The sequence below is a fragment of the Pseudoalteromonas sp. US3C1004 genome, from assembly GCF_048401065.1.
Classification (GTDB): domain Bacteria; phylum Pseudomonadota; class Gammaproteobacteria; order Enterobacterales; family Alteromonadaceae; genus Pseudoalteromonas; species Pseudoalteromonas undina.
On sequence record NZ_CP183074.1, the window covers coordinates 345805 to 365054 of the forward strand.

Consider the following 19250-nt stretch of genomic DNA (forward strand, 5'->3'; position numbering starts at 1 on the left):
TTAATCGGCCAATCGATAACCCACAGCTGGTTCAGTTAAGATATATTTTGGACTAGCGGGGTTAACCTCTAATTTTTGTCTGAGCTGTGCCACATGGACTCGTACATATTCAGGACGGTCTATGTACTGCGCTCCCCAAATATGGCTTAAGATTGCATTATGGGTGAGTACTGTATTTTTATTTTGAAACAGTAATAATAATATTGCGTACTCTTTTTTAGTGAGTTTTATCTCATTTCCAGAAGAGGTTACTCTGTGCTTTTGTGGATCTATTTTTATATTCCCGCAGGTAAATGCCACACTCGGCTGGCTCTGGGTACGTAATAAAACCCGAATCCGGGCTAGCAACTCATTGGCGCTAAACGGTTTGGTAATATAGTCATTTGCCCCATTATCAAGCGCAGTGACCTTTTCAACTTCGCCATCTCGAGCTGATAGCACTAAAACAGGTAAGGCACTCCATTGTCGAAACTCAATTAACCAGTCTTGACCATCCATGTCTAGCAGGCCTAAGTCTAACAATACAAGATCGTAACTTTGCTCACTTAAACGTGCAAAACCATCTAACCCTTTATCACAAATACTTAGCTCGTAACCACTGGCTTGCAACAAGGTTTTTAAAAAGCTTTGTAGAGGGGGAGAATCTTCTAATATCAAGATTTTAGTCATTACTTTTTTCCCAGATTAACTTTGCGTGCGCCATATTTGCTTCGTTATTAATTGTTAATGTAAATGTGCCCTGGTGAAATTTAGCAACCACATCACAAATAATGCTGCCTAACCCAACGCCTTCATCGTTACTTGTTTGCCCTTTAATTACCAAGTTATTAGTTAGAAGTAACTGATAAACTACCTTTTGCTGATTAGTACTTTGCGTAAATTCAACGCTCACCTTTTTATCACCATAACGCCATGCATTTTCGAGCATATTAGCCAGCGCAATTTCTAACAAAGTCACATCCCCTTTGCATGTTGTCTGAGCGTCTATATTGGTATTTATGATAAAATCAGTGAGTTGCTGCTGTCTTCTAGCTTTAGCTTCACTAAGTAGTGCTTGTAAGTTTATTGTTTGCCAACTTAGATTTTCACCCATTTTATTAACTCGGCTTAACTCCATTACTTTATCAAAGTGCTCATTTAGTATTTTACTTTGCTCATAAATATTACTCGCTTGCTCTTTTATCACGCTTTCACTGAGGGTAATCTCATCATCTGCAAGCATGCTCGATGCGCCCATAATAGTCGCCAGTGGTGTGCGTAAATCGTGAGACAAACTGCGTAAAAGTGCATTTTTAGCGCGCTCTAATTCCGCTTGCACCGAAATAGCAGCCGACTGTTGGCGTAATAACGTTTTTTCATGTACCTGATAAAGAAGCGAAATAGCGGTGTCCGCAAAGGATTTTTGCCCTTGCGTTAACCGTTTAGTAAAATTAAACCCGCCCCAGCTAGGGTTAACTTCACTAAGCAATATAAACTCACTATTGCCCTGCGATGCTGCAGGTATAAATGTACAAGATGCGTTTAAATGCTTGCTGATCCGCTGCACAAAGTACTTTTTTTGTTCATCCAGCGTATCTAGGCTGTTTAAGTCTTTGGCCAGTTCGTACAAGGTGCGACTATTACTTGCATGTAATTGCACATCCCTAACTTTAGTACTGAGCTCCCCTGCCAATTGGCTGATCACAAAACCAACAATCAGCATAACCATAAAGGTTACTAAATATTCTATGTTTTCAATATGAAAAGTAAAATTTGGGGCAACAAAAAACCAATCTGTACACGCCACACTCACTAAGGTGGTCAGTATGGCAAGACGACGATTACTGCGCACAGCAACCCAAGTCACCCACAATAACTGAAGCATCACGATATCGGTGGTAGTAAACCAATTACGTACAGGGTAAATGGCAATAACCACAATTAATGGCATTATTACTGCCAAAAACAATGCGTTATACCAACGTGGTTTAGCCTCTGCCTGATTCATTAATTATTCCTCTAACATTTGAGAACCTAGATTACTGCCTTTTCGATATTGCCTCTATAAAGTTTTTATAAAGTTTTTTATCTGATTCGTTAAATCTTTATAAAGCTTTTAACGCCTACCTACATTGTTACTTTAATAACTCATATTCTAACTTCAGCAGAAGGAGTAATACGTATGTTGGGTTGGATAAAAATAGTGATGCTTACAGCCTATGTATTAACTGTTTATTGACCAAATGAACTTTACCACTTCTCTCTTTTAACTTTAATTTAGGTATCAACATGGCACATTTTACAGTGATCGGATTGGGTCGATTTGGCATTGCAGCAAGCCTTGAGTTAATTCATTTAGGGCATACAGTCACAGGGGTTGATAGTAACCCTAAACTAGCTGAAAAATATGTTGAGCATTTATCTGAAACCGTTGTTTGCGACTCCACTGATGAAGCCGCACTTAAAGAGCTTGATTTAGCGAGCAGTCAGGCCGTTTTAGTGGCAATAGGAGAAGACATGCAATCGAGCATTCTGTGCACCCTTGCATTAAAAAACCTAGCTGTTAAGCAAATATGGGTAAAAGCGAGCACTAAAGCCCATCACACAATTATTTCTAAATTAGGTGTAACACGCATTATTCATCCTGAAGAAGAAATGGGCGTGCGAGTTGCACAAGCGCTTAATTACCCTGTAGTGAACGACTATATTTCCCTAGGCAATGGCATATACGTTGTTGAAGTAAGTATAAAAGCGCACTTACATAAAACAAAACTAGGGCATTTACTTAAAGAAATAAAAGGCACTGTAAACCCATTATTGGTTAAGCGCGCCAAGCAAACGTTTGCCAAACTTGATGACGACTTTGAGTTACTTACCTACGACACTTTACTGTTATCAGGTAATCGAGTCGAACTAAACTATCTTGCACCAAGGCTTTTATAATTATGGTTTTATGGCACCCTCTCAAAACACCTATAGATCGAAAAGCCAATGGACATAAAAAACTCAATGCGGCTCCACCGCTTGTTCTCTGCTGTAGTTTTTTAATATTAATAACGCTAGGGGCGTTGGCGTTAAAACTACCTTTTGCAACCTATGAGCCTATTTCATGGATACAAAGTGCGTTTACAGCAACCTCTGCGGTGACTGTAACTGGACTGGTTGTCGTCGATACCGGTTCAGTGTTTACTCCTTTTGGACAAGGCGTTATTGCGCTATTAATTCAACTAGGTGGTCTGGGTTTAATGACCTTTGCGGTTGTAACTTTAATGGCACTGGGTAATAAAGTTGGCTTTATTCAAAAAACAGTGACTAAAGCTGCTTTTAATCAAACAGATACATCTACTTTGGTAAATACCGCTAAGTCTGTTTTGCTGTTTGCGCTAATCGTTGAATCTGTAGGCATTATTATTTTAACGCTGTATTGGCTACCCGAAATGGGCTTACAAAAAAGCTTTTTTCATGCACTTTTTTATACTATTAGCGCTTTTAACAATGCAGGGTTTGCATTAAGTCCTAACAGCTTAATGCAGTATGTAGAAGACCCCGTTGTGAATTTAACAATTACCTGTTTGTTTATTATTGGTGGCCTTGGCTTTACCGTATTAACAGATTTATATAAATCAAAGCGTTGGGCTAAGCTCAGTCCCTACAGTAAATTAATGCTGATCAGCACTGTTATTATTAACGTTATTGCATTGTTGCTTATTTACGTAATTGAATACGATAATCCAAAAACACTGCAGCCGTTATCTGAAGTAGGTAAATGGCTAGCAGCTTGGTTTCAAGCCGTTACTCCCCGTACTGCGGGGTTTAATACCATTGCTATTGAAGAATTAAAAAATGCCAGTACCGCTTTAACTATGATGCTTATGTTTATCGGTGGCGGCTCTTTGAGTACAGCAAGTGGCATAAAGGTCGTTACATTTATTGTTTTAATACTAGCAACCTATAGCTACTTAAGACGTGACAAAGGCGTCACCGTGTTACGCCGAGAAATAGACAAAGATTCAGTGTATAAAGCATTAGCCTTAACCGTTATTTCAGCGGGAGTCACTTGGTTGGCTATTTTTACATTACTGGTCGTTGAAGATGCACCTTTTTTAGATGTTGCTTTTGAAGCGGTATCGGCACTGGGTACTGTAGGGCTTTCACGCGGTTTAACGTCATCGTTATCACCGCTGGGGGAGTTTATCATTATGTTTTTAATGTTTATGGGCAGAATAGGCCCGCTCACTCTCGCCTACTTTTTAGCAAGTCCACGCACTAAAAAACTAAGATACCCAAGCGCGCAACTCTCTATTGGTTAACAACACTAACGCGGGTTAATCAGCCCGCATTTTAAATACCCGCTAATTCACGTTCGGTAATACACTCATCAGACGCCATTTCGAATTCTCGACACGTTAATGGGCGATTTTCGTAAATAGTACACATTAACGTATTTCTATCGAGTGCTTGGCACCAACCATCGTCGCCGCGCTTCATTACTTCGCTGCCCCATTTATCGTAATCAATATACTGAAAAGGGACACCGGTATCACTAACAATACGCACTTCTAATTGGCAACAACACGCTTGGCAATTAGCACAAGTGACGGCGGTTGTATCGATATTTTCAACAGCAATGATTGAGTTTGACATACAGACTTTTGATAAATGGTATACAACCTATAGGATACACGAGCGAGGCAGCGGTGACAGTAAAATAACTGTCAGATTTTAAACATCGTCATATGTAATTAACCAATTACTAAAAAAGCGTGCTGGTTAATCAGCACGCTTATTAGTTGTAGATTAAAAAGTGAAAACCACTTTAACGTTATCCGAAACAGCCGATGAAGAAACAAAGCCAATGGTGTCAGGGTTCGCTGCGACCATTTTGATTACTTCACTGTCATTTTCTAACTCTTTAGGCGGTGTGCCCTTTCCTGTAAAAATCAGTTTTGACCAGTACGCTTTTAACTGAGAAGACGTTTTATTGAGTAATTTACTATTAAATTGCTCGGTTGCAGCACTGCTTGGTTCTTGAGATATTGGAATGATCTTATTGCCATTGCTAAATGACTTTTCTTTTCCTGTATAAATTCGACTAATAACAGACTCATCAAAACTACTTTCATTTGAAGGATGCACGATAATAGCAAATTCTGCATAGGCGAAGTTAGTAAACAAGAATATTACACATAATATTAATTTTTTCATTTTACTTCTCCTTAAAATACAACATCGACACCAAGGGTGATTGCTTTACTATCACCGGCCACAGCTAAATCAAACGAGTCATCTTTGACTCTATCGTATTGCACTTTAAATGCAGCTGACGGATGAAAGTCCCACCTAACACCAACAGCAAATGTATTATGCTGCTCTGTATCACCCTCACCTTCTTGTTCAAAGTCTGAAAACATGACATAGGGGGTAATTGAATCAAAACGATAGCCCGCACTGATCATATAAGTATCGAGATTACCATCTAGGTCTAAGCGGTTCAGTTCACTTAAAACAAAAAAATCACCAAAATCAAGGTTTGCAGCTAAGCCATAAAATTTACCATCTCTGCTGTCTTTACCATCCCACAAAACGGGTTCACCCGCGCGAAAACGCTTGTTGGTATATTGCATGTGGGTCACTCTTAGTTCGAGCCAGTCACGATTAAGTAACAGTACGCCGCCTAACATATCTTCCCAAATTTCTCTTGTCGGCTCTTGAAAGAAGAAGTCTGACAACAGCTTGTTATCGTCATCATCTTCTTTACCGGTATAAACATTTGCAGATACTCCCCAGTCACCTACAGAGCCTGAGTAAAGTAAATTAACCCCCCTCGTAGTTAAATACTTGCCATGTATAATTGTCAGCAGGGGCCCGCATCCATACATATGCATAACCTACATCGAAAAAGTCTGAGTAGTAAAATAGTGGTAAACGCTTCTTACCAGCTTGAACAGTCCAATTATCGTTAATATCGTAAGAAATATAGGCCCATTCAAAATTTGCCTCAAAGTCGTTAACTCCTCTGGCAACTAGCTGACCTGTTACAGAAAGGCCTTCACCTAAGTCGCCTGATACCTGTAATCCAATCAAAGACTCTGGCGAAAAGGATAAATCTTCAGTGTAGGCACTTACATTTGGGTAGTCCGCAAGAAAGGTTGGTTCAACGCCATATTGCGGGACACCGGTGCCACTAAGCACTTTACCCGCATTAATACTCGCGAAACCTGAAATATTAATTTCAGCATAACTACTTGCTGATACAAATACCCCCAATAGTATAATTTTTTGCAGTTTCATTGATCACCTCATTATTATAATGGCCGTCATAGCCAAATTGAGTATAGTAAAGCGAGAAAAAGAAACAAAAAATTAACACTTTTTATTTTATACTGATTTTTTAATATTAATTAGGAGCCGACCTTGATAGCAATATTGCTTTAATTTCGCTGTAGCGCTGTTGCTCACACAATGCAAAACCACTTAGTTGGCGTACTTTATTGCGTGCAAATAGCGGCACACTCATTCCCGCCAAAAACCGACATTGGGTTTCAATGCCAACATTATGCACCCCTTTCGTTGCCATATGTGCCAAAAACTCATCCACCTTTTGATATATAAGCGCTGTATCAATCTTTGCAGGAGTGATTGAATATTCAAGCTTGACCGCATGTCCACGGCACACACTACAATGCCCACATTGCTGTGGCGCATTCGCATCATCAAAGTAACGGGCTAAGTTATAGCTTAAGCAAGATTGCAGCTCAAAAAAGCGCACCAAAGCAGCAATCCGTTTTATTTCAGCTTGCTCTTTATCGGTAAAGTAATCATGTAACTGCTGGGCAAGTGCAGGGTTATTAATCACCTCGCTATGCACTTTGTACACTTGAGTAATACGTTTGGTTTCAAGGGTGATAAGGTTTTTTTCTGCTAAGTAATCAAGTGCGGCTACCACACGTTTACGGTCAACCTGTGCGGCTTGCGTTAGAGAGTCAAAGTTAAGTGTACCCCATATTTTTTTAAAGTCGGTATGGCTAAATATTTGCGTTAAAAAAGCTTGGCGCTGCTGATCAAACTGATTAAGCAACTCATTTTTATCAACTAGAAATTTATACTTAAAATCGGCGTAGTACGCATATTGCGGGGTTATTGCACCTTGCATTTCCAATTGTACCAGCAAGGTTTTAAGGGCAAGCTGGCGAATATTACTTTCGCTAGAAAGACTATATTCTTGCATTTCCCATTGCTGTTGAGCTTGGCGAATATCGTTAATAACATATTCAATACCGCTGAGCTCTGGGGTATCGCCGTACACAAAGTTTTCGACTGTATTTAAGCCATCTAGATTAGCCAGCGTATAACAATTCGATGGGTTGCCATCACGTCCTGCACGGCCAATTTCTTGGCTGTAGTTTTCAATTGATTTAGGTAAATCGTAGTGAATTACAAAACGAATGTCTGATTTATCAACCCCCATGCCAAAGGCAATAGTGGCGACCACTACATTTATTTTTCCCGCCATAAAATCATCTTGAATTTGTCCGCGTAGGGTGTCTTCAAGCCCTGCATGATACGCCACCGCCTGCATGCCCTGTGCGCTTAACATATTGGCCACTTGCTCAGCACTTTGCTGCAGCGTAACATACACAATACCGGGGCCGATTTGCGTACGGACAATTTCAGTAAGCTCAGTATTTTTATCAGCCGTTTTAACACTCAGCACATTTAAATCTAAATTAGCGCGATAAAACCCCATTTGCACAATGCATTTTGGATCAATAGCAAATCGCTCTGCCATATCGCGTTTAACTTTTTTAGTAGCGGTGGCGGTTAATAGTAGCACTAACGGAATATTTAGCTCTTCACGGTAACGCGGTAACTTTAAGTAGTCGGGTCTAAAGTTATGACCCCACTCAGAAATACAATGCGCTTCGTCTACCACCAACATAGAAAGTGCCACTTGGCTAATAAATTCTCTAAAGCGCTCGTTTTTAAAGCGCTCAACTGACACCATTAACACTTTAATTTTACCACTGCGCACGTCGTTCATTACCGTACTGCTTTGCATTTGATCTTGGCTTGAATCAAGACTTGCGGCATAAATGCCTTTACTGTTTAAAAAACTTATTTGATCTTTCATCAACGCTAATAATGGCGATACCACCAAGGTTAAATGCGGTAAATGTAACGCAGTAAGTTGATAGCACAAGGATTTACCCGATCCAGTTGGAAATATAGCCAGTGATGATTGGCCATTTAGCAATTGCTCTATGGTTTGTTGTTGCCCTGCTCTAAACTGATTAAAACCAAAATGTTGCTCAAGAGACTGAACTAGCGAGGTACTCATAAAAGCGTCCTTTTTATGTCGGTGCCCATAAATACTGTAAATGCGCAGTAGATGAAATATTTGCATATCAGTATACAGCATATCGTTGGATTTATTGCTGACATATCCTTCAATTAGGCGCACACTATAGTGCTATAAAAGCATGCTTTGCCAAAATAATTTTTTGATACCCAAGTCATTTTAAAAATCAACGTACAGAAATTGCTTCGGTATATTATTTTTAAGGGCATAGTCATGGACAAAACCATACCAAAAATTGTCATCATAGGCGGTGGCGCTGGTGGGCTGGAGCTAGCAACTCAATTAGGGCACAAATTAGGAAAGAAACAACACGCAAATATATTACTCATTGATAAAAACCGCACTCATATATGGAAACCGTTATTGCATGAAGTAGCAACCGGCTCTATTGATGCCGATTTAGATGGCGTTGTATACTCAGCCCATGCAGCCAAGCACCACTATAACTTCCAACTTGGTACTTTTTGTAACCTCGATAACAATAATAAAACCATTACCTTAAGCCCTCTATATGACGAGTTAGGGCATCAAATATTACCTAAACGAACCGTTCACTATGATCATTTAGTTATTGCCATTGGCAGTGTCAGTAACGACTTCAACACCCCGGGTATTAAAGACCATTGCTTTTACCTTGATTCAAACCAACAAGCCGAGCGTTTTCAACACGCCTTACTAGATAACTTTACTCGCCTTCATCAAGACGACGACCCATTGCATTCATTAAACATTGCTATTGTTGGCGGTGGGGCAACTGGCGTTGAGCTCTCAGCTGAGTTGTATCATGTTTCTGATTTACTCAAAATATACGGTTTAACCAATATGTCGGCGAAACGCTTGCACATACATTTGATTGAAGCGGGTCCCAGAATTTTACCTGCCCTGTCTGAGCGAATTGCCAGCTCAGCCAAACGTGAATTATTAAGATTAGGGGTTACCGTACGAGAAAACACCCAAGTTAAACAAGCAACTGAGCATGGCTTTATCACTAATAATGACGAGCAAATAAATGCGGATATTATGGTGTGGGCAGCAGGGGTAAAAGCCCCTGACTTCATTAAAGAGCTAGACATATTTGAGCTGACACGTAGCAATCAAATAAAAGTGAATGATTACTTACAAAGTAGCCTAGACCCTCAAATCTATGTGCTTGGTGATTGCTGCGCGTTTACCCAAGACGATGGGACGCAAGTGCCGCCACGCGCGCAATCAGCTCATCAAATGGCGCAATGCGTTGAAAAAAATCTAATTGCTACACTACGTGAGCAGCCCCTGAAAAAGTTTGAATATAATGATCATGGCTCACTGGTAAATTTATCGCGCTACAGCACGGTGGGCAGCTTAATGGGTAACCTAACCAGTAGTAGCTTTTTTATTGAAGGTAAAATTGCCCGCTTTATGTATATTTCACTATATAGAATGCATCAGCGCGCTATCCACGGCAGTGCCAAAACCTTTGCTTTGTGGATCAGCGAAAAGGTGCTGCGTGTTGTTCGCCCAAAAATGAAACTACACTAAATAACCTGAACTCCGGATAATAAACATAAATATCATTTTGATTAAATATGTTAGTAAATCTCTTAACTAGATTTCAGGTTAAATAGCTACATCAGCCGCGGTAATAAATAAGATTAAACAAATATTTATTACCGCCGTCTTTAATTTTTCACAATTCCCATATAAATTTACATAAACCACTCACGGAATTTAGTAATGACCTTTAAAACGCTTATTTTTAATTTTGATGGTACCGGCAGTGAACCCCGCGACGCAGACCAGTTTAGTACAGAGCATTTTAAAGAAGACGCCAGTATTTCTAATATTCTAAAACTACACTTATTGCTCGGCGGTAAACTTGATGATTCACCCACTACCCCATTTTCACAGCAATTAAGCTTTTATTACCAAGGCATAGGCACCAAAGGGAGTCGTTTAAAACGAATTTTAAATCAAACACTTGCCCCACGTTCTGAAGATGTGGCCAGCATTTTGACTCAGGCTATCACAGATTTTAAGCAGCATTATCAAAGTGGCGATACTGTTCTACTTACCGGTTTTAGCAGAGGCGCTGCATTAGCAAGGCGTTTTGCTAAATGCCTAGAGCCATTAATAAATGAGCAAGTATATTTGTGTGTTTTTGACACCGTGGCCTCAATTGGCCTGTCAAAGATAAATAAAGCGACCCGTGGCGCAGAGCATGTGGTTTTTGAAAACCATACTATTGCCAATAATGTCGCTGGGGCCCTGCATTGTGTTGCGCTTGATGAGAAACGACGGGCCTTTGAGCCCACATTAATGAATCAACAAGCTAACATTACCGAGCTGTGGTTTGCAGGAGCCCACTCCGATGTAGGAGGAGGCTACTATCGCGATGGGCTTGCCGATATTTGCCTGCGTTATGCGCTTGAGTGGCTCATTGCTCAGCCGCTATCGGTTTCGTTATTAACCAGTCATGACATAGACTATGAAAACCTTTTACCTGAGAGTAATTTGGTTGCCCAAGACGATGTGACTGTTATTCCCGATCCACTGGCGCTAAGTCATCAACAAAATTACTTTTGGTTAAACCCATTTTTCAAGCTGGTTGATAGGCAGTGCTGTGTATTAATTAACGATGAAATTAGCCACAACGCTCCATTAATACATCACAGTGTTGCACAGCGAATTAATAAACTAACCAGCTATCGCCCTGAATCGTTAAAAAATATACATTATAAAATGATTTACAGCGATGACAGTACACTAAACTTTATGGGGCTAAGTGCTCATATAATGCTCGCCAATCAAAATATGAGCTTATTGAGTGTTAATCAAAGCAAAGATGTAATGGTGTACGCTAGTGAAGCCTACAACGCTACCGGCTTAATGCTTGCCCAAGATGCAACGTATCGCTTTACTCCTTACCCTAACCAATTTTGGTATGACGATGGTGTAAAGTGCCCTCCTTCCGGCTGGCATCGCGATAATGTGCAACTCGGCGTTAAAGAAATCCCTATGGTATTACTTGAGCCATTTAGGCGTTTAGCCACGGCGCAGTGGTTTAGCTTAATAGGAACAATTGGCCAAAGCGATGACCATGCATTTGAAATTGCCGAAGGCGTTGAAATAACCATTAAAAAATCAGGAGAATTTTGTCCATTTGCTAATGATTTAAGTCGTTTTTATGGGGCGAATGCTGGCAGAATAAAGCTCAAGGTAACACGCTTAAGCTGATAAAGTGCCCTAATAATCAGTGCACTTTATACTGCAAAGTGCACTGAGCTAGGGATAGCTGGTGGATGTTATTGCTTTTTCATTTTATGCCCTTTCACGGCATAAAATAATATAAATAAGTAACAAGGTAACAATACAGAGTAGCCAGTTTGTAGCGAGGTAAAGCCGCTCAGTAAGCCCCATAACACCGGACCAAATGCACCGCCCGCTATACCCATTACTAACAGTGCTGAGCCTGTGCTGGTTAGTTTACCTAAACCCGATAACGCAAGTGGGAAAACCGCCGGCCAAACAATGGCGTTTGCTAAACCTAAAAAGGCAATTAGCAGTAAAGCATCTGGTAAATTAGCGCCTCCTAAAGGCACCAGTATGGCATTGGCAATAACAAAAGACTGCGCATCAATAAACAAAATGCAAAGGGTGATCACAATACCCAATACAGCCGATGCTGTTAAGGCCGATTGCTGAGAGATAAATTTAGGGATAAGTAAAATACCTAAAATATAACCAAACACCATAAACATCATAGTGTATGAGGTCATTACCCCATAGTTTTCAATACCCAGCGATAGTGCAAAAGTACCTATGGTATCGCCAGCAATAACCTCTACCGCAACATACAAAAAGATAGCAATAGCACCTAACACCAAGTTTGGATGAGAGAGTGTTTCACGAATTTCACCTTTGTCGTTTATTGCTTCTACTTCATCATTGATAAGCTCTGGCAGCGGAGACTTTTTAACCGCAAAAGCTAATACACCAATAAATAAGGCCATGCCTAAGTAAGGTAAAATAAGACCATTTGCCATATCATCAACTTGCTGTTGGCTTAGATCTGTGCCCACGGTACCGGTAAAGTTACTTAAAATTAAGGCGGTAAAAACCATCGGTGAGATAACTCCTGCGCCTTTATTTAAAATCCCCATAATACTAATACGTACAGCAGCCGATTCTTCTGGCCCTAAACGTACTACATACGGATTAACCGCGGTTTGTAATAAGGTTTGCCCTGCGCCCATTACCAACTGCGCTAGTAAAAACAAAGGAAAAAACTGCGACATAGCAGCAGGAATAAACATTAAGCCTGCTAACATCATACAGCCCATCCCCAATGCCATACCGTTTTTGTAGCCGACCTTTTTGATCAGTACTGCCGAGGGCAGCGCAGTAAATGTGACCGCAATATAAAAGGAAAATAAAATTAACGACCCTTGAAATGGGGTTAACTGTAAAATTTGACTTAAGTAAGGCATTAACGAGCCATTAAGCCAAGTAGCAAAGCCCAGTATAAAAAATAATACCGCAACAATGGCCATGGGGACCACGCTACTATTTTTGGACGTATCCATAACATTGGTTGTCATGTTATTTTCCTTTATTTATATTTATTATGTTGTTAACAAACCCGAGCGCCGCCAATCCACGTGCTAATGACTTGTTGTTGTGTGTTTAATTGTACAAAATCTGCTGGACTACCCAGTATTAATCGCCCGTGTGTGGCAGGCAACTTTAAATACTGAGCAGGATATAAACTCGCCATTTTAAGCGCTTGCGCTAATGGCTGTTTTAAATGAATCACGGTGTTTCTAACTGCGGTTGCCATATCAAGCGCAGAACCCGCCAACTCGCCTGTTGTAGAGGTGAGTTTACCATTCTCTAAGCTGACAGTTCGGTCAAAAAAAGCAAACTGAGTGTCATCTGTTCCCACTGGTGGCATCGCATCAGTAACTAAAAACACGTGCCCTATGGGTTTTGCTTTTAATGCCAGTTGGCATGCTGCGTAATCAACATGATGGCCATCAACAATTAAGCCACAATAAGTATCATCATTTAATAATGCACAGCCAACCACTCCCGGCTCACGCCCTTGTAGTGGTGACATAGCATTATACAAATGCGTAAATCCGGTTGCCCCAGCATCAACGCCCTGTTGAGCCTGTTCAAAGCTTGCATTGGTATGACCTAAACAAACCTGAATCCCTAAATCGCGCATTTTGGTAATATCGCTTGGTAGTACATTTTCAGGCGCTAAGGTGACTACGACTTTACCTAAATCTTGACGAGATAACACCTGCCACTCTTGTTCAGAAATAGGACGAATAAAATCAGCGCTGTGAGCCCCCTTTTTTGCCACTGATAAGTGCGGCCCTTCAAAGTGAATACCAATAATACCTGGCGTTTTTTGGGCTATCGCCTTAGCAATTACATCGGCTGCTTGGCGCATTACTTCTACGGTGTCAGTAATTAACGTTGGCAGCATAGCAGTTGTACCGTATTTGGCATGTGCTAGCAGTATTTTTTTAACCCCTGCAACACTGCTAGTACGGTTAAACAACTCACCGCCACCGCCATTAACTTGTAGATCAATAAAGCCAGGTGCGACTAAACCCGTTAGGTGCTCATCTGCCTGCTGTACGTTATCATCTATTGCCGTAATAATACCCGCATCAACGCTCAGCACTTTGTCGTTAACAAAGTGCTCGCCATCAAAAAACTGGGCTACATGGATTCGTTTAACTGACATTTATAATGTCCTTGTTACTTTTTTAAGCCCCTTTGGCTCATCAGGATTAAAACCACGGCTTAATGCCACTTTTGCCACATCAAGGTAAAAACGCTGTAATACTAAAAATGGCGCTAATCGCGGGTGTACTTTAATACCTTGTTGATTAAGACTAATCACTTGTGCACCGCGTTTTTTGACCTCAGCAATTTGCTGCTGATGTGACTCTTTGGTTTCATCTTCAACCAAACAATCTAAAATCACTAACCCTTGCTCAACTAAAGTCACCGGACCATGTAAAAACTCCGCACTACTAAATGACTCAGCATGAATAGCACACACCTCTTTAAGTTTAAGTGCCATTTCTTTTGAGATAGAAAACCCTAAACCACGTGCCAACACCACCATATTCTTAATATTTGCAAACTCAGTAGGTTGTAACTGAGTTGGCGAATCTATAATGGCATTAAGCGCGCGAGGTAACTCGTCAAGCCCTTGTAATAATGACTCATTTTGAGTCCAATTAGCAACAATATGTACTAGGGCTGATAACGTTGCCAAATAGCTTTTTGTTGCCGCCACCGAAATTTCATCGCCAGCTTTAAGAGGAACAAAATCATCGACTATGTCTTGTAGAGGTGACGCTTCATCGTTAACCAGCGCAATACAATAAGCGCCCGCCTCTTTCGCCATTTTTGCCTGGGCAAGAATGTCTGGGCTGCGTCCTGATTGAGAAATTACAATCACAACAGCGCCTTCAAGCTTTAATGTTTTACCATATACACTCGCCACTGATGGCGCTGCTGAACTGACCGGTACACCCGCTTCAATTTCAATTAAATACTTACCAAAAACGCCAGCATGATCTGATGAACCGCGACCAATCATCATAACCACCTTAGGGGCCATATCGCGAAGCTTATGACCAATTTTTTCCACTAAAGGTTGGTTGGCAATAATTTGCTTTTCAATAACATTTGGCGTTTGCGCCGCTTCTTTTTCCATTAGTGTGTTAAACATCATAACTCCTGGCTGCTGTAATTAACGTGCTGTTGTTTAGCGTAAAGTACAGACCCCATTTCTGGTGACGATAATGGGGCTGATAAAATAGCTTGTATGTCTGGGTCTAACCATGTTGTCATCACGGTTGATAAGCCACCAATAAACGAAAGCCTTGGTGGGTTTTTATCTAATAATTGTCGTGCAATGTCGCTTAAATAAGCGCCACCTTCTTTTAAAATGGCAATTGCTGTGGCATCGTTCGCCTGTGCTGATTGAAAAACACAACCTGCAAGTTGCGCAAAAAAGGCTGCAGGCTTATTGGCAATCACTTCAACAAGTTGCATTGCATCGCTGACTTCTAAATACTTCATTAACAAGTTAGTAAGCGCACCACTTGGGATTAATTTATCTAGGCTAAGCAGCACATACTGACAAGCAGTAAAGCCAATCCATGCACCACTGCCTTTGTCACCATGTGGAAAGCCATGACCACCAATCATAAACGATTGGCCATTAACGTATGAAAATCCACACGAACCAGTGCCAGCAATCATCACTGCGCCATCCTCGCCCTGATGAGCGCCCATACAAGCAATAAGTAAATCAGTAGTTAAGTGCATGGCTTTAAATGGGTGTTGCCATTGTGTCATTTGATTATGCAAACTTGGTAAGTTAACCCCTGCTAGGCCAACCCCTGCAATAAGCTCAGATAAAGGCGTATCTTTAAGCCCTGCATCTTGTAATGCTAAACGCGCTGATTGCTCAATAGAATGAGTTGCTTGATTAAAACCATGTAACGGGTTACCTGGGCCTGCCACACCGGTGCCGACTATGTTATTACAGCTATTGACGATAATTGCTTTACATTTAGTGCCGCCGCCATCGATCCCCACAAAGAGTTGATTGTTTTTAATATTGTTGGTGATCATTTTTGCCTCTTAAGTTGTTCGACCGTTTTGCAAAACACTAAAATAAAGCCGGACTGTCATACTGTATGAATCTTATACTAGCACAAATGACAGCGTTGTCATTATTTTTATTTACAAATAAATAACTTCTTCAATCGTCAATAATTTAACGGAAAAACGCACCTTAACGGTGCGTTACTTTAAGCTTTCTGCTTACACGACTAGCTGATGGAGTCTTAGATCGAACCCATACATCTTGTGTTACTTTGACAGGTTGTGTGTAGGTTTGCCATTGCTCATCACCTTGTTTGTATTCAATCACTAAACCAGGGTAAGCAATATTGGCGTACAACATGCTATTCTCAATTTTAGCACCTGCATTTGCAAGACGATAATGCACATCAGCACGTTCTAACTTGGCAAATTCTTTTAGCCCCATGGTAGCAGCAAAAGTTTGCCATTGCTGATCGCGCTGCTGTTTTAATTCAGAGCTAAAGCGATTTGTTTGTTGGCTGTAAACAAAGCCATTGTGATCATACGGTACAGCCCAATCTGCTTTATGCCAAGCGCGCTGTGCCAGCGATAATAATCGTGGGAATAGCTTATATTCAGCCATATTATTGGTACGCGTATTTTCGCTCCATAATTGACCCTGAATACCCACAAAACGTTTATCTTTAGCTAAAGGCGCGGATACGACCTTGCCTTGCTCATCATGCTGTAATGTGTCATCAGCTACATAAGGCTTATCTTCTCTATCAAGCCAAAATTCAGCATGAATAGGCAAATTATCTGGCATAAACTGAAATATTTTCTCAGTATTTATGTGCCTTGAAGCCCAGTAATAACCATGCTCTTGTGGGTCTGCCTCATACGGAAAGTCAAAATACAGCACATCTGGCGACGAAAGCACTGCTTGCCAATTTCTATTGGCAAATTCATGTGCACGCTGATGGCCATTCCACATTAATAAATCCCAAATATTACCTTGCACAACCTCTGGCATATTCTCTGGGTTAGTATGCGATAAGCCATCGCTCCATGCTGCGGTTTCAATATTCATATCAGCCAACATATTAGCGATACGTTCAATAAAATAACTGCCCAGCTGACCTGCTTCGGTAATTTCTAACTTATTTTGTTTAATAAAATCAGCACAAGCAGGTGAATCGACCCATGCTCCGGCGGTTTCATCGGCACCTATGTGATAACGAGTTAGCGGGTGCTGTGCCTCACTATGAATACTTTTTACTTGTTCCATTACTTCACGGATAAACGCATAGGATGAGTCTAAACACACATTAATGGTATTGTCGTTGTAGTGCTGTACCGACGAATAGAGCGTTGTATCAAGCGGGTCATAAAGTAAAAACTGTTCGGCTTTTTGTTTATCGCCTTGTTGTATGTATTTATTATAACGCGCTTGCATAGATTTAATCGCAGCGCGAGAATGTCCTGGCATATCAAGCGATGGGATCACCTGAATGTGACGCGCACTCGCCGCTTTAAGTATTTCTTGGTAATCAGCTACCGAATAATAGCCGTTTGCTGCACTTGAAGTATCAAGCCCTGCGCCTAGCTGTGGCATTAAACATTGCTGCTCGCTTTGATCAAAACAACGCTTTGCACCTATATCTGTAAGCTCAGGCAGTGATGGAATTTCTAAACGCCAGCCTTCATCATCACCTAAGTGTAAATGTAGCTTGTTAAGTTTATAAGCAGCCATCTGATCAAGTAACTTTAAAATGAAGCCTTTATCACGAAAGTTTCGCGCTACATCGACCAACACACCTCTAAACTGATAATGCGGTGCATCAATAACTTCTCCCACAGGTAATATATTACTGTTAACCTGATATAAGCTCGCTAAACTTTGCAGAGCATAAAAAACACCCGTTTCGTCAACTGCATCGATTACAACCTCATCGGCTTTAATTGCTAATTTATAACTACCATTAAGCTGATCTTTTTTAACCTTGGAATTAAGTGTGACCTTAATTGCCGCTGCATCATCGTTTAAATTAATACCTAGTAGTTCCAGCCGCTCGATTGCAGCTAATACACTTGATTTATTAACTTCTGCATAATTAATATTAAGCCCCAGGCTAATATCAAGCGTTTGAGTTTGACTAAACTCGCTAACGCGTGGGGTGGGTATAATTTGCTGAGCAATGACATTACTCACTTGATTTTGCGAGGTTAAATAAGCTGAAAAGTCATACTTTTCATTACGCTCAAACAAGCGCTCAGCAGTAAGCCACTGTGTTTTGTCGCCCGCAGTACGTTTAAACTGACGAGTGTAATCGGTATAAGGTTCTACATGAGGTAATAGCTCTAAGCCCGTCTCTGGGTCAATTTTAGGCTTTGTACTTTCAATCACTTTAGCGGTGTCATTGTTATTCACCACGATATAGTTAGGAATAGCGTCGCTTTGCGATAATGACCAAAAATGCGCATAAAAAGTAATCGCTTTAGTCTCACCGGCTTTAAAGCCAGTAAACCCATCTTTAAGCTCAATGACATGAATATCACCATTAACGTGTTTAATAGTAAATTCATCGCTAATCGACTTTTGTATTGGCGTAATTTGACTAAAGTAAATTTTCCATTGGTCAACGTTAATCGCCGAGTTGGCAGTTAAATGTAAATTCGCTTTAAAACAGTGACCGTTTTCAATATCTGGATCGCACTGTGCTGATGGGCGGTTATCAACTTGCTGATATTTTATTTGTAATGTTTTAGCAAGTAACTCCACCGCACTATCGTTTGCAGGGCTTAGCTGAACCGATGCCGTATTTTGTCCTTCAACATTGCCCTGACATGCACTTAAACCTAGTGCTAAGCAGCATGCTGTCAGTAATGATTTAATCTTCATTCGCTACTCTCCCTTTATTATTAACTTAGTCACTCAAGCATCTCTTTCAAATGCTAAAAATTAAATCGATTTTTGAATGCATTTATTCTTAGTGCGGTTAGTTTATAATGTACCATCAGCTAAAAAATATTTTATGCTTTAAATTAATCACTATTCATATCTAGTAATTGCTACCTTAGCCAAACAATCCACTACGTAGGTTCTAAATAATAATTAACATTGCGCTTTAACTTATGACAACGCTGTCATTGGGCTATTAATGTATCCTTTTTTTTCTTTTATAGCTACACAGAAGGGCAAAAAAGATACAAAAAATTTACAAGTGTGAGCTTAATATTCTTTTAACCCATTGTATTTAAATTAAATTTAAATATTACTAAATTATTACCTAAAACTTTATCTACCATTCTC

At 40.4% G+C, this 19250-nt stretch carries 14 protein-coding genes and 1 pseudogene; 4 read left to right on the forward strand and 11 right to left on the reverse strand.

Annotation, left to right across the window (positions count from 1 at the left end):
- Together ACNSN3_RS16920 and ACNSN3_RS16925 are read right to left on the reverse strand one after the other, a co-directional pair.
- Positions 1 to 669: a response regulator gene (locus tag ACNSN3_RS16920; protein WP_418609786.1), complete on the reverse strand. Its 669-nt coding sequence runs from the start codon at positions 667 to 669 to the stop codon at positions 1 to 3.
- Positions 662 to 1987 carry a DUF4118 domain-containing protein gene (locus ACNSN3_RS16925; RefSeq protein ID WP_418609787.1) on the reverse strand — a complete coding sequence of 442 codons (1326 nt, stop codon included), beginning with the start codon at positions 1985 to 1987 and terminating at the stop codon, positions 662 to 664. Before ACNSN3_RS16925 ends, ACNSN3_RS16920 begins: the two co-directional genes overlap by 8 nt.
- 281 nt (positions 1988 to 2268) lie before the next feature.
- Between ACNSN3_RS16925 and ACNSN3_RS16930 the strand changes: the two genes are divergently transcribed.
- Positions 2269 to 2922, forward strand: coding sequence for a potassium channel family protein (locus ACNSN3_RS16930; RefSeq protein WP_418609789.1), 654 nt, complete (start codon positions 2269 to 2271; stop codon positions 2920 to 2922).
- A 2-nt stretch (positions 2923 to 2924) separates the two neighbouring features.
- Positions 2925 to 4289 carry a TrkH family potassium uptake protein gene (locus ACNSN3_RS16935; RefSeq protein ID WP_138569826.1) on the forward strand — a complete coding sequence of 455 codons (1365 nt, stop codon included), beginning with the start codon at positions 2925 to 2927 and terminating at the stop codon, positions 4287 to 4289.
- Between the two features lie 31 nt (positions 4290 to 4320).
- On the opposite strand, the gene ACNSN3_RS16940 is transcribed toward ACNSN3_RS16935, so the two are convergent.
- The 4 genes and pseudogenes from ACNSN3_RS16940 to ACNSN3_RS16955 all read right to left on the reverse strand — a co-directional run bounded on the left by ACNSN3_RS16940 (position 4321) and on the right by ACNSN3_RS16955 (position 8317).
- Positions 4321 to 4623, reverse strand: coding sequence for a YkgJ family cysteine cluster protein (locus tag ACNSN3_RS16940; RefSeq protein ID WP_010389482.1), 303 nt, complete (start codon positions 4621 to 4623; stop codon positions 4321 to 4323).
- Between the two features lie 153 nt (positions 4624 to 4776).
- A complete protein-coding gene (locus tag ACNSN3_RS16945) occupies positions 4777 to 5184 on the reverse strand; it encodes a substrate-binding domain-containing protein (RefSeq protein ID WP_075170061.1) in 408 nt (135 codons plus the stop codon).
- 11 nt (positions 5185 to 5195) lie between these two features.
- Positions 5196 to 6270, reverse strand: a pseudogene (locus tag ACNSN3_RS16950) (porin).
- Positions 6271 to 6376: 106 nt separating this feature from the next.
- On the reverse strand, positions 6377 to 8317 hold the full coding sequence (locus ACNSN3_RS16955) for a RecQ family ATP-dependent DNA helicase (RefSeq protein ID WP_418609792.1): 1941 nt from the start codon (positions 8315 to 8317) through the stop codon (positions 6377 to 6379).
- Between the two features lie 234 nt (positions 8318 to 8551).
- On the opposite strand from ACNSN3_RS16955, the gene ACNSN3_RS16960 reads away from it, so the two are divergent.
- Together ACNSN3_RS16960 and ACNSN3_RS16965 are read left to right on the forward strand one after the other, a co-directional pair.
- Positions 8552 to 9856, forward strand: coding sequence for an NAD(P)/FAD-dependent oxidoreductase (locus ACNSN3_RS16960; protein ID WP_010389488.1), 1305 nt, complete (start codon positions 8552 to 8554; stop codon positions 9854 to 9856).
- 195 nt (positions 9857 to 10051) lie between these two features.
- Complete coding sequence (locus ACNSN3_RS16965; protein ID WP_418609795.1) at positions 10052 to 11551, forward strand: phospholipase effector Tle1 domain-containing protein; 1500 nt, start codon at positions 10052 to 10054, stop codon at positions 11549 to 11551.
- 68 nt (positions 11552 to 11619) lie between these two features.
- On the opposite strand, the gene nagP is transcribed toward ACNSN3_RS16965, so the two are convergent.
- From nagP to ACNSN3_RS16990, 5 genes are all read right to left on the reverse strand, one after another.
- On the reverse strand, positions 11620 to 12915 hold the full coding sequence (nagP, locus tag ACNSN3_RS16970; protein ID WP_138596240.1) for an N-acetylglucosamine MFS transporter NagP: 1296 nt from the start codon (positions 12913 to 12915) through the stop codon (positions 11620 to 11622).
- Between the two features lie 32 nt (positions 12916 to 12947).
- Positions 12948 to 14075, reverse strand: a complete 1128-nt coding sequence (gene nagA / locus ACNSN3_RS16975; protein ID WP_418609797.1) for an N-acetylglucosamine-6-phosphate deacetylase — start codon at positions 14073 to 14075, stop codon at positions 12948 to 12950.
- The gene (nagB-II, locus tag ACNSN3_RS16980; protein ID WP_418609799.1) at positions 14076 to 15074 is read right to left on the reverse strand and encodes a glucosamine-6-phosphate deaminase NagB-II; all 999 of its coding nucleotides are present in this window, start codon (positions 15072 to 15074) and stop codon (positions 14076 to 14078) included.
- Positions 15074 to 15985: an N-acetylglucosamine kinase gene (gene nagK / locus ACNSN3_RS16985; RefSeq protein WP_010389495.1), complete on the reverse strand. Its 912-nt coding sequence runs from the start codon at positions 15983 to 15985 to the stop codon at positions 15074 to 15076. Before nagK ends, nagB-II begins: the two co-directional genes overlap by 1 nt.
- 163 nt (positions 15986 to 16148) lie before the next feature.
- Entirely contained in the window at positions 16149 to 18839 is a 2691-nt protein-coding gene (locus ACNSN3_RS16990) for a family 20 glycosylhydrolase (protein ID WP_418609801.1), read from the reverse strand.
- Positions 18840 to 19250: the final 411 nt, after the last annotated feature.

Coding starts and splice junctions, on each gene's coding strand:
- ACNSN3_RS16920 (WP_418609786.1), bottom strand. CDS start 669: ATGACTAAAATCTTGATATTAGAAGATTCTCCCCCTCTACAAAGCTTT.
- ACNSN3_RS16925 (WP_418609787.1), bottom strand. CDS start 1,987: ATGAATCAGGCAGAGGCTAAACCACGTTGGTATAACGCATTGTTTTTG.
- ACNSN3_RS16930 (WP_418609789.1), top strand. CDS start 2,269: ATGGCACATTTTACAGTGATCGGATTGGGTCGATTTGGCATTGCAGCA.
- ACNSN3_RS16935 (WP_138569826.1), top strand. CDS start 2,925: ATGGTTTTATGGCACCCTCTCAAAACACCTATAGATCGAAAAGCCAAT.
- ACNSN3_RS16940 (WP_010389482.1), bottom strand. CDS start 4,623: ATGTCAAACTCAATCATTGCTGTTGAAAATATCGATACAACCGCCGTC.
- ACNSN3_RS16945 (WP_075170061.1), bottom strand. CDS start 5,184: ATGAAAAAATTAATATTATGTGTAATATTCTTGTTTACTAACTTCGCC.
- ACNSN3_RS16955 (WP_418609792.1), bottom strand. CDS start 8,317: ATGAGTACCTCGCTAGTTCAGTCTCTTGAGCAACATTTTGGTTTTAAT.
- ACNSN3_RS16960 (WP_010389488.1), top strand. CDS start 8,552: ATGGACAAAACCATACCAAAAATTGTCATCATAGGCGGTGGCGCTGGT.
- ACNSN3_RS16965 (WP_418609795.1), top strand. CDS start 10,052: ATGACCTTTAAAACGCTTATTTTTAATTTTGATGGTACCGGCAGTGAA.
- nagP (WP_138596240.1), bottom strand. CDS start 12,915: ATGACAACCAATGTTATGGATACGTCCAAAAATAGTAGCGTGGTCCCC.
- nagA (WP_418609797.1), bottom strand. CDS start 14,075: ATGTCAGTTAAACGAATCCATGTAGCCCAGTTTTTTGATGGCGAGCAC.
- nagB-II (WP_418609799.1), bottom strand. CDS start 15,074: ATGTTTAACACACTAATGGAAAAAGAAGCGGCGCAAACGCCAAATGTT.
- nagK (WP_010389495.1), bottom strand. CDS start 15,985: ATGATCACCAACAATATTAAAAACAATCAACTCTTTGTGGGGATCGAT.
- ACNSN3_RS16990 (WP_418609801.1), bottom strand. CDS start 18,839: ATGAAGATTAAATCATTACTGACAGCATGCTGCTTAGCACTAGGTTTA.